General features: G+C 67.1%; 10 protein-coding genes. 8 read left to right on the top strand and 2 right to left on the bottom strand.

The features are described from left to right. The first annotated feature begins 61 nt into the window (after positions 1–61). The 4 genes from CUJ89_RS39005 to CUJ89_RS36515 all read left to right on the top strand — a co-directional run bounded on the left by CUJ89_RS39005 (position 62) and on the right by CUJ89_RS36515 (position 7,002). Entirely contained in the window at positions 62–2,122 is a 2,061-nt protein-coding gene (locus tag CUJ89_RS39005) for a PepSY domain-containing protein (RefSeq protein WP_114182498.1), read from the top strand. 72 nt (positions 2,123–2,194) lie between these two features. Then, entirely contained in the window at positions 2,195–5,101 is a 2,907-nt protein-coding gene (locus CUJ89_RS36525) for a TonB-dependent siderophore receptor (protein ID WP_236655112.1), read from the top strand. A gap of 44 nt (positions 5,102–5,145) precedes the next feature. After that, on the top strand, positions 5,146–5,949 hold the full coding sequence (locus CUJ89_RS36520; protein ID WP_114182273.1) for a hypothetical protein: 804 nt from the start codon (positions 5,146–5,148) through the stop codon (positions 5,947–5,949). 24 nt (positions 5,950–5,973) lie between these two features. Further along, positions 5,974–7,002: an ABC transporter substrate-binding protein gene (locus CUJ89_RS36515; RefSeq protein WP_114182272.1), complete on the top strand. Its 1,029-nt coding sequence runs from the start codon at positions 5,974–5,976 to the stop codon at positions 7,000–7,002. Between the two features lie 136 nt (positions 7,003–7,138). On the opposite strand, the gene CUJ89_RS36510 is transcribed toward CUJ89_RS36515, so the two are convergent. Together CUJ89_RS36510 and CUJ89_RS36505 are read right to left on the bottom strand one after the other, a co-directional pair. Further along, the gene (locus tag CUJ89_RS36510; protein ID WP_114182271.1) at positions 7,139–8,533 is read right to left on the bottom strand and encodes a sensor histidine kinase; all 1,395 of its coding nucleotides are present in this window, start codon (positions 8,531–8,533) and stop codon (positions 7,139–7,141) included. Continuing rightward, positions 8,520–9,206 (bottom strand): response regulator transcription factor, encoded by a 687-nt coding sequence (locus CUJ89_RS36505; RefSeq protein WP_114182270.1) that lies wholly within the window; start codon positions 9,204–9,206, stop codon positions 8,520–8,522. The genes CUJ89_RS36510 and CUJ89_RS36505 overlap by 14 nt, the downstream gene beginning before the upstream one ends. Positions 9,207–9,352: 146 nt before the next feature. Here CUJ89_RS36505 and CUJ89_RS36500 point away from each other — a divergent pair, with 146 nt between their 5' ends. The 4 genes from CUJ89_RS36500 to CUJ89_RS36485 all read left to right on the top strand — a co-directional run bounded on the left by CUJ89_RS36500 (position 9,353) and on the right by CUJ89_RS36485 (position 15,988). Beyond that, a complete protein-coding gene (locus CUJ89_RS36500) occupies positions 9,353–10,030 on the top strand; it encodes a response regulator transcription factor (RefSeq protein ID WP_114182269.1) in 678 nt (225 codons plus the stop codon). 113 nt (positions 10,031–10,143) lie between these two features. Next, positions 10,144–11,661 (top strand): efflux transporter outer membrane subunit, encoded by a 1,518-nt coding sequence (locus tag CUJ89_RS36495; RefSeq protein WP_114182268.1) that lies wholly within the window; start codon positions 10,144–10,146, stop codon positions 11,659–11,661. Next, a complete protein-coding gene (locus CUJ89_RS36490) occupies positions 11,658–12,866 on the top strand; it encodes an efflux RND transporter periplasmic adaptor subunit (protein WP_114182267.1) in 1,209 nt (402 codons plus the stop codon). Before CUJ89_RS36495 ends, CUJ89_RS36490 begins: the two co-directional genes overlap by 4 nt. Beyond that, positions 12,863–15,988 carry an efflux RND transporter permease subunit gene (locus tag CUJ89_RS36485; RefSeq protein WP_114182266.1) on the top strand — a complete coding sequence of 1,042 codons (3,126 nt, stop codon included), beginning with the start codon at positions 12,863–12,865 and terminating at the stop codon, positions 15,986–15,988. Before CUJ89_RS36490 ends, CUJ89_RS36485 begins: the two co-directional genes overlap by 4 nt. Positions 15,989–16,027: the final 39 nt, after the last annotated feature.

Genomic DNA, 16,027 nt, shown 5'->3' with positions numbered 1-16,027 from the left:
CTTTCGTTCAGGTTGGCCTACAAAGATGATGGACATGAACAGCCGTCGCTCGGGCAACGCCATGAAACCCGCTTTCCGTCCTCTCGTCATGCAGGTCCATCGCTGGTGCGGTCTGACCGTAGGCGTCGTGATTCTCGTGATGGCGATCACGGGTGCATCGATCGTATTCCGCCCCGACCTCGAGCCGGTGCTCGATCGCAATCTGCTGACGGTGCCGGCCTGCACCGCGCGCGTGCCGCTCGATACGCTGGCCGCGAATGCCGCCGCGTCACGGCCTGCGGCGATGCTCGATTACATCCGGCTCGTCGCGGGCAAGCGCGGAGCAGCGCGCATGCCGTCCGCGATGGTTCGCTTCACCGACCAGCATTTCGTCTACCTCGATCCCTGCACCGGCGCAGTGTTGGGCGAACGTGCGCGGTACGGCGGCCTGCTCGGCACCATCGAGCAGATCCATCGGTTTCGTTTCATGAAGCACGGAAGCCTGATTACCGGCACGAGCGCGATCCTGTTCGGGATACTGATGATCGGCGGTGGCGTCATGCTCTGGTGGCCGCGCTCGCGTCACGGCTGGCGGGCCGCGTTCGCGTTCGGGGCCGGTGCGCGTGGACAGGCGTTTGCGTATCGGCTGCATCGGACGGCCGGTGCCTATGCGGGCGCGATCCTGCTGTCGATGGTGCTGACCGGATTGCCATGGGCGTTCGACTGGTACGCGCAGGGCATCTACGGGGTCGTCGGATCACCGCGGCCCGCCAGGCCGCCGAAGTCGGAGGTGCCCGCGCACGGCGCGAAGCGGCAAGCGCTCGAAAGCTTCTGGCGCACCGCGCAGTCGCTTTCGCCCGATCCGCAGGATGCATTGCTGCATATCCCCGCGAAACCGCGCGACCCGGTCGAGATGTATCTGATCGATCGCGACGCGCCGCATCCGAATGCGCGAACGATGCTGTTCATCGATGCCTACACGGGCAAGGTGCTGCGCTTCGTTCCGTATGCGCGGAGCAGCGTCGGACACAAGCTGTATTTCTGGGCATTGTCGTGGCACACCGGCGCGATCGGCGGCATGTTCGGGCAGTTGCTCCTGCTGTTCGGCGCGCTGGCGGTACCGGTGCTCGCGTACACGGGCATCCGGAACGCTCTGCGACGCATGCGGCGTCCGGCCGCGAGCGATGTGCGCCTGACCGTGCGCGTCGCGAAGAAGACCATCGAAGCCGACGGCGTGTGTGCGTTCGAACTGACGGATCCGGCAGGGCGCAAGCTGCCGCCGTTCACGGCCGGCGCGCATATCGACGTGCATCTCGACGATGGCCTCGTGCGCCAGTATTCGCTTTGCGGCGATCCGCGCGAACGGCGCCGCTACCTGATTGCCGTGCTGCGCGTCGAGCATTCGCGCGGCGGATCGACGGCCATGCATGAGCGGGTTCGCGAAGGCGATCTGCTCGAGATCGGGGCGCCGGTCAATCGCTTTGCGTTGGACGAGACCGCGAAGCGTTCGCTCCTGCTCGCGGGCGGCATCGGCATCACGCCGATCCTCGGCATGGCGGAGCGGCTCGCGCGGCGCCATGCCCATTTCGAGCTGCACTACTGCGCACGCTCGCAGTCGCGTGCCGCATTCGTGCAGCGGCTGGCACGCGCGCCGTTCGCTGGCCGGACCAGGTTCCACTTCAGCGACGGACGCGCGGAGCAACGTTTCGATATCGAACGCGTGCTCGACAGCCAGTTGCCTCTCACGCATCTGTACGTGTGCGGGCCGGCCGGCTTCATCGATGCGGTGTTGTGCGCCGCGCGCAACCGCGGCTGGCCCGAACGGCAACTGCACTGCGAGCGCTTCGCGTCGAATGCCCGAAAGCCTGCGACGACACGTGCGTTCGACGTACAGCTCGCCAGCACGGGCAAGGTGTACCGGATTCCTGAGCATCGGTCCGTTTCCGCGTCACTGGCCGAACACGGCGTCAGGATCCCGACGTCGTGCGAGCAGGGTGTCTGCGGCACCTGCGTCACGCGGGTGATTGCCGGCGAAGTCGAACATCTCGACTGCGTGCTGACGGCTGTGCAGCGGGAGCGGCACGGGCATTTCACGCCCTGCTGTTCGCGCGCGAAGGGGGATCTGCTGGTGCTGGATATCTGACCGGACGGCAGGCGAGGACGTCGCCGCCGGACCGGAACGAAGACGGATAATGCAAGCAACCTGGAGGAGACCGTGATCAGAAGAACGATGGTGGCAATGGCCGTGTTGGCATTGTTTTCCCCGGCGCTGTACGCGCAGGTCGACAGCGGCCCGCGCGAGAATGCGCAGGTGCCCGGGCAGGGCCCCGCGAAGGATTATGCCCAGCAGCTGGTGGATCGCACGGTCGCGCTGCACCCGGAACTCGTCGAGCTGGATCTTCACATGCGTCCTCCCGGCGGGACGGAAAACGTGATCGTCGCGGCGAAATCGGCGAACCGGGTCGGCATGAAATCGGATCCCGACGATCTCGACGTGATCAGAACCGGCACGCCGTTCGTGGAGGTGAACAAGCTGGCCGACCAGAACGTCGAGGTGCATCTGCCGCTGCTTGACGTCACGCGCAAGGTGATCGGCGAGGTCGAAGTGACGTTCCCGTATCCGCCCGGATCGGGGCTCGACAAGGAAGCGCTGATCCGCGCGGGCGCGCTGATCCGCGACGAGCTGGGCCGGCAGATCCGCTACGGCAGCGAGCTGTTCGATCCGGTGCTCGCGCACCCGGGCATTCCGTCGAATCCCTACGCGCAGACGCTCGTCGACGACGTGGTCCGCAAACGCCGCGACGTGATGGTGCTCGCGCTGCACGCCGCGCGTCCGGGCGGCGATGGCGACTATCCGATCGTCGCGTCGAACATCGGGCGAATCGGCAAACCGGCCGACGCGGACGATCGGCGCGTGATCGAGACCGGCAAACCTCATCTCGAGGTCGGCCACGACGGCGATCGTCTCGAAGTGGAGTTGCCGTTGCTGGATGCCGGCGGCCGGACGATCGGCGCGCTTGGCGTCGTGATGCCGTACCGCGCCGGCGATGATCAGGCGTCGCTCGTGAAGAAGGCCGAGAAGATCCGCGACGAATTGCGTGAACGGATCCGCGACGCGGCGGCGCTCTATGAACCGAGGCAGCTCGAGCCGGCGACGTCGGTCGTTGCGGCGGGACTCGACGCGCAGGCGCTCGGCAACAAGGAATCGCTGCCGATGACCAAGGAGGTGACGGGCGCCGGCGCGCTGCAGACCGCGCAGGAAGGGGTGACCGACGCAGTCAAGAACCAGGCCGGTGTCGCGCCGACCAACTCGTCGGGCAGCCCCGCCGACGCAGCCAGCATTCGTGGCATCAAGGTCAACCTGTTCGCGAACTACCGGCTCAACGGCGGACTGCCGACCGCGAACGTGATGTCGGTGCCGGCAGAGGACAAGCAGCGCGTGGAGACGCTGAAGGGCGCGAACGCGCTGATGTTCGGCGTCGCAAGCCCTGCGGGCATTCTCAACATGGTGACGAAGCGCGCGCCGATGGACAAGGACGTCGCATCGCTCGCGCTGCTTGGCAACTCGTTCGGGCAGATCGGTGTCGCGGCCGACGTGAGCCATCGGTTCGGCAGCGAAAAACAGTTCGGTATCCGCGTGAACGCGTCGGACACGCATCTCGAGAACGGCGTGCATGGCGCGCAAGGACGCGGCTGGTTCGGCAGCGTGGGCGCCGACTGGCAGGTCACCAACCGCCTGCACTTCCAGTTCGATGTCGAGACATACCGGAAGGAGGTCGTCGAGCAGGGCAGCATCAGCCTGCCGACAGCAGTCAAAGGACACATTACGTTGCCGCGCGTGCCGGATCCGAGGAACCTGATCTCGGGCCCATGGGCGGTATTCTCCGCGAAGACGACAAACGTCCAGGGGCGCGTCGACTACGACATCGCGCCGGGCTGGAAGGTGCTCGCCGAAATCGGCCAGTCGGATTCGGATCGCTCGCGCCTGACGACGCGGATCGGCGGCTACAACGTGTTCACCGGGGCGGGCGGCATCCCGACCGTCAGCGAGGTGACGCAGGTCTACTTCAACAAGTACAAGCGGGTGGAACTGCTCGGTCAGTTCTCCACGGGCCCGCTCACGCACGACATCACGTTCGGCGTGTCGCGCAGCGAGCGGATCGCGGAGACGCCCGCACAAAACACGATCGTGTTGCCGGTCCGGGTCAATATCTTCGATCCCGTTCCGTTGCCCGCGCCGGTGCCGACCCGGCCCAATACGTCGCTGCCGAAGCAAGTCAACGCGGATACCGGTCTCTATACCTACGACGTCGTCGGCGTCGGCCCGAAGTGGAAGTTCCTGATCGGGTTTCGCGAGAGCCGGTCTTCCGCGAACGACGGCTTCGTGTCGTCGTCGACCTGGGTCGCGTCGCCGGCATTCGGGATCCTCTACGACGTGCTGCCGACCACCACGCTGTTCGCCAGCTACATGAAAGGCCTCGAGGATGGCGGCGTCGCACCCGCGAACGCGAAGAACGCTTACCAGGTCCTCGCGCCGGCCGTGTCGACGCAGTACGAAATCGGCGTGCGCGATCACTACTTCCGGTGGCTGCAATTCAGCGCGTCCGTGTTCGACATCAAGCGCGCCAATGCGGTGACCAATTCGGTCACGCAGATCTTCAGCAACGACGGCACGATCGAATACCGGGGCGCGGAAGCGGTGCTCACGCAGGAGATTTCGCGCCAGTGGTCGTTGTCGGAGGCGATCCAGTACATGCACGCGGTGCAGAACCCGGTGAGCGACATGTCGATCAAGGGGCTCGTGCCGGAAAACACGCCGAAGTGGGTCGGCAACGTTGCGCTGACGCACCGCCCGCTCTGGCTGCCCGGCCTGTCGCTGTCCGTGCGGGCATCGTTCATCACCAAGCGCCCGGTCAATCCGCAGAACCAGGGATACATCCCCGGCTACACCATCTACTCGCTCGGCGCCAGCTACACGACCCGGATCGCCGGCAAGCACGTCGATTTCAGGCTGGCCGTCGACAACCTGTTCAACAAGCGCTACTGGAACTCCGTGCAGACGGGCACGCTCGGCACCGGGATGGACCGCAGCGTGAAGGCGGTCGCGAAGATCGATTTCTGACGCCACGCACAAGCCATACCCTGCTCATCCTTGACGGAGCCATCATGAAACCCCTCTCGATTCGGGCCATCGGCCGTCTCTTCGCCATCGCCATCGTCGTCGTCGTGCAGGCCGCCATGCCGCATGCTGGCGCCGCATGGGCGGCGCAACCGTCGGACAACGGCGCGCTGTCGTTGATCATCACCTACCAGACCGCGCCTGCGAATCGGCCCGCGCTACGCCACGAACTGGAGCAGTCGACCGCACCTGAACTCGCGCGCTGGAAGCACGACGGGCGGATCAGGCAATACAGCCTGCTGTTCAACCGCTATGCCGATTCGGACAACTGGGACGCGATGGCATTGCTGACGTTCGCGACCCCGGACGACCTGTACCGCTGGCGTACGGTCGAGCAGGCGCGGCCTGCTGCGCTGTCCGGGAAGGCGCTCGCGGTGACGACTTCGATTCGTACGACGCCGGTCGATACCAAACGTGCGGCGGCGCTTGATGCGAAATCGCCGAATCCCGTGTACGTGGTCATCCCGTACAAGACGCTCGTTTCGGCCGGCGACTACGAGAAGTACGCGGACGCCTACGTGATTCCGCAGTTCAACGGATGGATGGACGAGGGCGTGCTGTCGGGCTATGCGCTCTACACGAGCCAGTTCCCGGCCGGCCGCCCGTGGAGCGCGATGGTGATCCTGCAGTACAAGGACGAGGCGGCGCTCAGCGCGCGCGAGGCCGTGGTGGACAAGGTTCGCGAACGCCTGAAGCACAACCCCGAATGGAAGTCGATCAGCGACAGCAAGAAGAATGTCCGCGCCGAAGAACAGGTGGTGATCGCCGATCCCGTCGCCGTGAATCAATAACCCGTCCGCTCACAGGAGCATCCGATGAAAAAACTCGCACTCGCCGTGGTTTGCGCCTGCCTGCTCGGCGCGCAGGCAGGCGCCGCCGAACCGGCCGCGCCCGCAACCGATGCGTCGCCGCAGCGCATTGTCCTGCTCGTCGACGAGATCAAGGCCATCCGCAATTTCCCGGTCGTGCTCGCGGAGCGCCTCGGCTACCTGAACGACGGCAACGCGACCGTGACCGTGATGAACATCCGCGACGACGTATCGACTGCCGACATGCTGAAGGACGGTCGGGTCGACGCGGTGGTCGCCTATTACCATCACAACGTCGTCAACCAGGCGCACGGCATCGATACGGAGGCGGTCGTCACGCTCGGCGTGACGCCGGGCGCGAAGGTGCTCGTCGCGAATCAGGCGAAGGAGAAATACCCGGGCGTGACCGATCTCAAGGGCGCGCGCTTCATCGCGGGCGGCGCCGGTTCGTCGAAGAGCACGGTCGCGAATGCGCTCGTGCTGGCGGGCGGTCACGGCATCGGCGACTACACGCGGCTCGGGACGGACGGCAAGGACAAGAACGTCGACGCGCTGCGTAACGGCACGGCCGACTTCGTCGTCGCGCCGACGCCCGACGGGGATGTCTACGAATCGAAAGGCGTGGCGACGGTGTTCGCGGACCTGACGTCGGTCGACGGCACGCGCCGCAGTCTGGGCTCGCTGTTTCCGTCGAGCACGGTCTATATGTCGAGCGCACGGGTGCGGGCGCATCCGGAGATTGCGCGGCATCTGGCCGGCGCGTTCGTGCGCACGCTGCAGTACATCAATTCGCATTCTCCCGAGCAGATCATGGCCGTCATTCCGCCGGAGATCAGCGGCAAGGACCGTGCTGCGTATCTGAAGGTGCTGAAGGAGGAGATCCCGATGTTCGCGAACGATGGACGCATGCCGGACGACGGCGCGACGAAGGAGTGGCAGGTACTCGCTGCGGCGAATCCGGCCTATGCGTCGGTGAAGGTCGATCGGACCTATACCAATGCGTTCGTCGACGAGGCGCTGCGTACGCTGCACTGAGCGGCCGCGGCCGGTGATGCATCGTCTCCGTCGCGTCACGGCCGCCCGATGTCGGCGTTGGCAGAAGCCATGACGTCATGCCGGAAGTTTCAGGTCCGACAGGCGTCGATCGACGCCGCCTTCGACGCGAACCGCATCATTCGCGCGGCGCCGGCCGGCGAGAGACTGCGTTCCGCCCGCGCGGCACCAGCAGCGTGACGCTGCAGCCGGCCGCGACGTCGTTGAAGCGCAGCGCCATCCCATGCATCGTCGCGACGGCGGCGGCGAGGCTGAGCCCGAGACCGCTGCCGGGGGTATGGCGGCTCGCCTCCGCGCGATAGAACCGCCGTAGCACCGTCTGCCGTTCCTCGGGCGGGATGCCGGGGCCGTCGTCGGCGATCGTGATGCCGATGCCCGTCGCGTCGCGAAACGGCTGGATCGACACATGCCCGCCTTCCGGGGCAAACTTGATCGCGTTGTCGACGAGATTGGCCAGCGCTTCGAACAGGAGGTTGCGGTCGCCCTGCAGTTCGAGCGGACCGTCCTGCACCCGGCGGTAGTCGAGCGTGACGCGCTTGTCTTCGGCGGTGGGTTCGTAGTATTCGACGACGTCGTTGGTGACCGTGGCGAGATCCACCCGGGCGAAACTCTGCTGGCGCGCGTGGGACTCGATCTCGGAAATGCGCAGCAGCGCATTGAAGGTGTGCAGGATGCTGCCCGTCTCGGCGATCGTGTCGTCGATCGCCGCACGATAGTCGGCCTCGGACCGTGCGCGCCGCTGGGCGCGCTCGAGCCCCGCGAGCAGGCGAGTGAGCGGCGTGCGCAAGTCGTGCGCGATCGCGTCGCATACGCCCTTGACCTCGTGCATCAGCCGCTCGATCTCGTCGAGCATGCCGTTGACGACGTGCACGAGCCGTCCGACGTCGTCGTGTTTCGTGTGCACGGGCAGGCGCCGGCTCAGGTTGCCGGACACGATCTCCTCGATCGAGTGCGTGACGGCGTCGAGCCGCCGCACCGCGCCGACGCCGACGATCGCGGCGCCGACGAGCCCCGTCAGCAGCATCAGCAGGCCGGCTGTCACCAGCACGTGCAGCAGCTCCTCGTCGAAGTGATCGAGGTCGCGCGTGTTCTGGCATTGCAGCGCGGTGCGGCCGTCCGGCAACTGCGTGGCGATGCAGCGGCCCGGCGCGTGGCGGTCGCCGCCCAGGGTCAGCCGCATCGGAAACGGCTGGTCGAATACCGGGATCGGCGGCCGGTCGCCCACGTAGCCGCCCGCGAGGTGCTTGCCCTGCACATCGAACAGGCCGAACGGCCGCTGCTGGCGGGGATCGAACTGGCTCTGGTGCGCGAAGCGCGCGGCCAGGTCGGCGTGGTCGTCGCGTACGGTGGCGGCGTGTTCACGGATCAGCCAGTCGTCGACGCGCTCCGTCTCGAAACCGGTGATCTCGATGTACAGGTAGGCGAACAGCAGGACCGAGACGACGCCGAACATCGCGAGGAACAGCGTCGCGAGCCGGAAGCTGGTGGTGCGGTGGAGGTCAGTCAGCTGCACGGAGCGTATATCCCGAGCCGCGCACGGTCTGGATCAGCGACAGCCTGCCGGTCGGATCGAGCTTCTTGCGCAAGCGGCTCACATGCACGTCGATCACGTTGGTCCGCTCATCGAGGCGATAGCCCCAGACGGCCTCGAACAGCATCGTGCGGCTCACGGTCTGGTCGGCGTGCCGCATCAGGAATTCGAGCAGCAGGTATTCGCGCGGCAGCAGCGCGACGGGCCGCCCGGCGCACGCGACTTCGCGGGTCAGGAGGTTGAGCGAGAGCGGCCCGACCTGATATTCCTGCACCGCGCTCACGGGACCGTCGCGGCGGCGCATCAGCGCGTCGAGGCGGGCCGTCAGTTCGATGAACTCGAACGGCTTGGTCAGGTAGTCGTCGCCGCCGGCGCGCAGGCCGCGCACTCGTTCGTCGACGGCGGACAGCGCGCTCAGGATCAGCACCGGCGTCGTCACGCCGGCGCTCCGGATGGCCGCCAGCATGCCGAGACCTTCGAGTCCGCCGGCGAGCATCCGGTCCAGCACGATCGCGTCGTACTGTTTCGCGACGGCGAGCATGAGGCCGTCGCGCCCCGTCCGGGCAGATTCGACCACCCAGCCGTAATCGGTGAGCGCGCAGACGATTTCGTCGAGGGTCTGATGATCGTCCTCGACGACCAGAACGTTTGACATGAGGAATCCGCCAGGGAAGTGTGCCCGGCCGCCGAAGGTCTGCCGGCCGGACGCGAAGCGTACACTACGCGATGGCAGTATGCGCCGGCTTGTCCAACACCCGGTTCGCGCCAACATGAAATTAATTTAACCTAATTCGTTCCAGCATGCGGATCCTGATCGTCGAAGACGACGCGCGCGGCGCGCAGTTCATCGCGCGCGGCCTGACGGAGAGCGGCCACGTCGTGGACACCGCGGGCGATGGCGCGCTCGGGCTCGCGCTCGCGCGCGAAGGCATCTACGACGTGATCGTGACCGATCGCAAGCTGCCCGGGCTCGACGGTGTCGAGCTTGTGCGGTGCCTGCGCGAGCAGGATCGGGCGACGCCGGTGCTGATGCTGTCCGCGATCGCGGGACTGGGCGACCGCGTCGACGGGATTCGCGCCGGCTGCGACGACTACCTCGCCAAGCCCTACGCGTTCTCGGAGTTGCTGGCGCGTGTCGAAGCGCTCGCACGGCGCACCGACCGCACGCGGCTGCAGGACGCGCTGCGCGTGGCCGACCTGTCGCTTGACCGGCGTACGCGCCGGGCGAGCCGGGGCGGCCGCGACCTGCAGCTGCAACATCGCGAATACCTGCTGCTCGAATGCCTGATGCGGCACGCCGGGCAGATCGTGACGCGCAGCATGCTGCTCGAGGCGGCCTGGGACTACCAGTTCGAGCCGCGCGGCAACGTGATCGACATGCATGTGCATCGGCTTCGCGGGAAGGTCGACCGCGATTTCGCGCAGCCGCTGATCCATACCGTCGTCGGCGCTGGCTACATGCTGCAAGGTGATGCCTGAGCGTGCTCACGCCGCATGCCGCCAGCCATTAAATTTATTTAATCTTCGAGCGAAAGGCCGGACAGGTACGCATCGCTATTCTCGTCGCGTAATAGTTGCGAGGGAATCGATCGATGCTTCGGTTGGACGGTCCGCCACCCCGGCGCACCCCATGGCAGGTGCCATTTCAAGGTCTGGTTGCCGTTACGTTGCTGGCGGCTTCGTTGGCAGGCTGTTCGTTCGTGCCGACCTACCAGCGTCCGGCGCCGCCTGCGCCCGTTGCATGGAACGACACCGCGCAGTCGTCGCTCGCCGGCACGGTGCCGGTCGCGAGCGGCTGGTGGCGCGCCTATGGCGACGCCGCGCTCGACGCGCTCGTCGAGCGCGGGCTGCAGCACAACTATTCGCTCGCGTCGGCGCTCGCCAGTGTCGACGAGGCGCGCGCCAATGCGGAGAAAGCCGGCGCGCCGCTCTTTCCGTCACTGACCCTGAACGGCACGTTCGATCGCAGCCATCACCGTAGCGGCAGCAGCGGCTCGTCGAGCTCGGGCAGCTCGAGCCGCAGCCAGAGCCTGTTCGCCGAGGCGAGCTACGAGATCGATTTCTGGGGCCGCAACGCCGCCAACGCGAACGCGGCGGACACACTGGCGCAGGCCGCCGGCTTCGATCGCGACACCGTCGCGCTGACGCTGACCGCGTCGATCGTCGACACGTATTTCCAGGTGCAGAGCTTGCGGCAACGCGTGGCGCTCGCGCAGTCGATCTCGGCCAACGCCGCGCGGATCCTCGCGCTGCTGCAGGCCCAGCAGGCGGCGGGTGTCGCGACCGAGCTCCAGGTGCAGCAGCAGCGCAACGCGCTCGCGACCTTTCAGGCGACGATCCCGGCGCTGCGCCAGCAGCTCGATCAGAACCTGCATTTGCTCGCGACGCTCGTCGGCTCGGCGCCGGAGGGTTTCGACGTGACGGCGGCGCCGCTGGCCGGCATCCCGGTGCCGCAGCCGCACCCGAACCTGCCGGCCAGCCTGCTCGATACGCGCCCCGACATCCGCGCATCGGAAGCGCGGCTTCAGGCGGCCAACTATGACGTCGGTGCGGCGCGCGCCGCTTTCTTTCCGAACCTCGTGCTGACGGCGGACGGCGGGCTGAGCAGCAGCGCGCTGTCTCACTTCCTGTCGAGTCCGTTCGCAAGCGTGGCCGCCGCGCTGACCGCGCCGATCTTCGACGGCGGCGCGTTGCGTGGCCAGTTGCATGCGAGTCAGGCGGCGTCCGCGAAGAGCGTCGCCGATTACCGCCAGACGATCGTCACCGCACTCCAGGATGTCGAGGACATGCTGACGGTTGCGTCGCAGCAGCAGCAGGTCGAGGCCGCCGATCAGGAGGCCGCCGACGCGGCCCGCAAGGCCGCGCAGCTGGCCGACGCGCAATTCCGCAGCGGCACGGTCGATTTCCTCACGGTGCTCGATACGCAGCGCACGCGCTATCAGTCTGAAGACGCGCTCGTGCAGACGCGTCTGGCCCGGTTGCAGGCGTCCGTCGGGCTGTTCCGCGCGTTCGGCGGCGGTTTCGGCACGACGCAAGCCCCGCCCGCCCTGGCGAGCGCGGCCGTTCCCGCCGCGTCGCCCATCACTCCATCGTCTTCCCTCGCGCCATGAATCACATCGCCGATCTTCCCCCGCGACAGCCGCCGCAGCACGGCCGCCGCTTCTCGTCGCGGCTCGTCGTCGGCGTCGCCGCTGCGCTCGCGCTGGTCGCATGGTGGCAATGGCCGAAGCACGTCGCGCCGGCCGCCACGCCGGCCGTGCCCGTCACCGCCGGGCATCCGGTGCTGGCCGATTTCCCGATCCGGGCCGTCGCGGTCGGCACCGTGCAGGCGCGCAATACCGTCGACGTGAAGGTGCGCGTCGACGGCCAGCTGCAGCGTGTGCTGTTTGCCGAAGGGCAGGATGTCAAGGCCGGGCAGGTGCTCGCGCAACTCGACCAGGGGCCGCTCACCGCGCAGCTGCGCCAGGCGGAGGCGACGCAGAACAAGGACCAGGCCAGCCTCGAGAATGCGAAGCTCGATTTCGAGCGCTATTCGAAGCTGGTCGGCATCGGTGCGGCCACGACGCAAAGCGTCGATACGGCGCGCACGCAGGTCAAGGCGCTGACGGCGACGGTCGCCGCCGATGCCGCGATCGTGCAGAACGATCGCCTGCAGCTCGGCTTCACGACGCTGGCCGCGCCGTTCGCCGGGCGGGCCGGCGCGCGCGAGGCCGACATCGGCGCGATCGTCCATCCGGGCGACGCGACGGGCATCGTGACCGTCACGCAGATGGAGCCGATCGACGTGCAGTTCTCGGTGCCGCAGGACGTGTTGTCCGACCTGCTGGCCGGTCAGGGCCTGGCGCCGTTGCCCGTCACCGTCACCGCACGCGCGGGCGGCGAGCCGCTCGCGCAGGGCACGTTGAGCTTCATCGACAGCCAGGTGGACCGGACCACCGGCCAGATCAAGCTGAAGGGCGCGTTCGCCAATGCCGACCGCAAGTTGTGGCCGGGCGAACTCGTGAACGCGCGGGTACTGCTGCGCACCGACCGCCAGCGCGTCGCGGTGCCGAGCCGCGCGATCGTCAACACGCAGGCCGGCCCGCAGCTCTATGCGATCGACGCGTCCGGCAAGGCGCGGTTGCGCGCGGTGCAAACGGGTGTCGCGGTCGACGGGATGACGGAGATCCGGGGCGGCGTCGCCGTCGGCGACCTCATCGTGTTCGAAGGCCAGAGCCGCCTCAATCCAGGCACGGCGGTTGCGGCGAAGCTCGTCGGCGCGCGCGAAGAGGCCGCTGCGCCCGCGCCGGCCGCGACGCTGGACGCATCGTCATGAGCCTGCTCGAACTGTTCATCCGGCGTCGCGTCGCGACGTCGTTCCTCGCGATCGCCGTGCTGCTCGTCGGGCTCGTCGCGTACTTCATGCTGCCCGTCGCGCCGCTGCCGCAGGTCGATTTTCCGACCATCCAGGTCGTCGCGAAGCTGCCGGGCGCGAGCGCGGACACGATGGCGACCTCGGTGGCGACGCCGCTCGAACGACAGCTGTCGAATATATCCGGCATCACGCAGATGACGTCGTCGAGCTCGCTCGGCACGACGTCGATCGCGATCCAGTTCGACCTGTCTCGCGACATCAACAGCGCGGCGCAGGACGTCCAGACCGCGATCAACGCGGCGGGCGGCACGCTGCCGAAGAACCTGCCGAATCCGCCGACCTATGAAAAGGTCAATCCGGCAGACTTCACGATGCTGTCGCTCGCGCTGACTTCGCCGTCGCTGACGCTCACACAGCTCGACAGCTATGCGGAGAATTTCCTGGCGCAGCAGATCTCGCAGATGCCGGGCGTCGGTCTCGTCGATTTCCATGGGCAGCAGCGGCCGTCGGTGCGGATTCGCATCGACCCGGACAAGCTCGCGGCGCGCGGGCTCACGCTCGAGGACGTCCGCTCGATCGTCGGCGTGCAGACCGTCAACGCGCCGAAGGGCAACCTCAACGGGCCGGACCGCTCGGTCGTGCTCAATGCAACTGACCAGCTCACGTCGGCGGCGGGCTACCGGAATCTCGTCGTCGCCTACAAGAACGGCGCACCGGTCAGGCTGGACGATCTCGGCACGGTGATCGAGGCGGCGGAGGACACGCAGCAGGCGGCATGGCTGCAGCACGAGCGCGCGATCATCATCGACGTGCACAAGCAACCCGGCTATAACGTCGTCGCGACGATCCGCAACATCACCTCGCGCCTGCCGCAGCTCGAAGCATCGCTGCCCGCGGCTGCGCACGTGCGCGTCGTCGGCGATCGGACTCAGACGATCGACGCGTCGGTGCACGACGTGCAATTCACGCTGATGCTGACCATCGCGCTCGTCGTGATGGTGATCTTCGCGTTCTTGCGCAACGTCTGGGCCACGGTGATACCGAGCTTCACCATCCCGTTGTCGCTGGTCGCGACGTTCGGCGTGATGTACCTGCTCGATTACAGCCTCGACAACCTGTCGCTGATGGGGCTCACGATCGCGGTCGGCTTCGTCGTCGACGATGCGATCGTCGTGATCGAGAACGTGATGCGCCACATCGAGGAAGGCGTGCCGAAGCTGCGCGCCGCGCTGCTCGGCGCGCGCGAGGTGCGCTTCACGATCGTCTCGATGACGGTCTCGCTGATCGCCGTGTTTATTCCGATCCTGATGATGGGCGGCATCGTCGGCCGGCTGTTCCGCGAGTTCGCGGTGACGGTCAGCGTCGCGATCGTGATGTCGGCGCTGGTGTCGCTGACCGTGACGCCGATGCTGTGCGGCTGGCTGATCCGCCCGCCGGGCTCGGACGGCGGCAGGCTGCGCACGCTCGAACGCTGGCTCGAAGTCGCGTTCGTCGCGGTCGAAAGCCGTTACGAGCGCGGCCTCGACTGGGCGCTCGCGCATCGCAAGACGATGCTCGCCGTGACCGTTGGGACCGTTGCGCTCACGGCCGCGCTGTTCGTCTACATGCCGAAAGGCTTTTTCCCGCAGGCAGATTCGGGGTTGATCATGGGCGTCGCGCAGGCGGCGCCCGACATCTCGCCGCCGGCGATGGCGCAGAAGATGCAGCAGCTCGGCCGCCTCGTCGAGGCCGATCCCGCCGTCGCCAACGCGTATTACTGGATCGGCCCGAACCCGACCGTGAGCCAGGGCCGCATGATGATCAACCTGAAACCGTTCGGCCAGCGCACGGCGAGCGCGGCGCAGGTGCTCGCGCGATTGCGGCCGCAGGTCGCGAAGGTGATGGGCATCACGCTGTCGATGCAGGTGCGGCAGGACATCCAGGTTGGCGGGCGGATCAGCGCCGCGCAATACCAGTACACGTTGCAGGACGCGGACGTCCAGGAACTGAACCTGTGGGCGCAGCGGCTGACGAAGCGCTTCGCGACGCTGCCGCAGCTGACCGACGTGACGTCCGACCAGCAGGCGTCGGCGACGAGCGCGACGCTCGTGATCGACCGCAACACCGCGTCGCGCTTCGGCATCACCGCGCAGGCGATCGACGACACGCTCTATGACGCCTTCGGCCAGCGCCAGATCGCGACGCTCTTCACGTCGCTGAACCAGTACCACGTGGTGGAGGAGGTCGATCCGGCATTTCAACTGACGACCGACGCGCTCGCGCACCTGTACGTGCGTTCCCCGCTGACCGGCGAGCTGGTGCCGATGAACGTGCTGGTCAGCATCGAGAACAACGTGTCGCCGATCTCGGTGAACCACCAGGGGCTGTTCCCGTCGGTCACGATCTCGTTCAACCTCGCGCCGGGGCAATCGCTCGGCAATGCCGTGACGGCGATTCGCGCGGCCGAGGCGGCTGCGGCCAAGCCGGACACGCTCACGGGCACCTTCCAGGGCACGGCACAGGCATTCCAGGCATCGCTCGCGAGCGAGCCGTACCTGATTCTAGCTGCGCTCGTCGTCGTATACCTTGTGCTCGGGATGCTCTACGAGAACCCGATCCATCCGCTCACGATCATCTCGACGCTGCCGTCGGCGGGGGTGGGTGCGTTGCTTGCGCTGCTGCTCTGCAGGCAGGACCTGTCGATCATGGGCATGATCGGCATCATCCTGCTGATCGGCATCGTCAAGAAGAACGCGATCATGATGATCGACTTCGCGCTGGTGGCCGAGCGGGAGCAGGGTCTCGCGCCGGTCGCGGCGATTCGCCAGGCCTGCGTGCTGCGCTTCAGGCCGATCATGATGACGACGCTCGCCGCACTGTTCGGCGCACTGCCGCTCGCGATCGGACACGGCGCGGGCGCCGAGTTGCGGGTGCCGCTCGGGATCGCGATCGTCGGCGGGCTGATCCTGTCGCAATTGCTCACGCTGTTCACGACGCCGGTCGTCTATCTGGCGTTCGATCGGCTCGCGCGGCGTTTCGAACGCCAGACGCACGGGGACGCTGCAATGTTCGACCCGGAAGTCGAGGCTGAGCGATTGTCGTGATCGTGTCGGGACAATGCCGCGTCAACGTCGACGGCCGCC

Source organism: Burkholderia pyrrocinia, assembly GCF_003330765.1.
In the GTDB taxonomy this organism is placed as follows: domain Bacteria; phylum Pseudomonadota; class Gammaproteobacteria; order Burkholderiales; family Burkholderiaceae; genus Burkholderia; species Burkholderia pyrrocinia_B.
The sequence above is the reverse complement of the archived record's forward strand: the minus strand, read 5'-3'. Positions and strand labels throughout refer to the sequence as shown.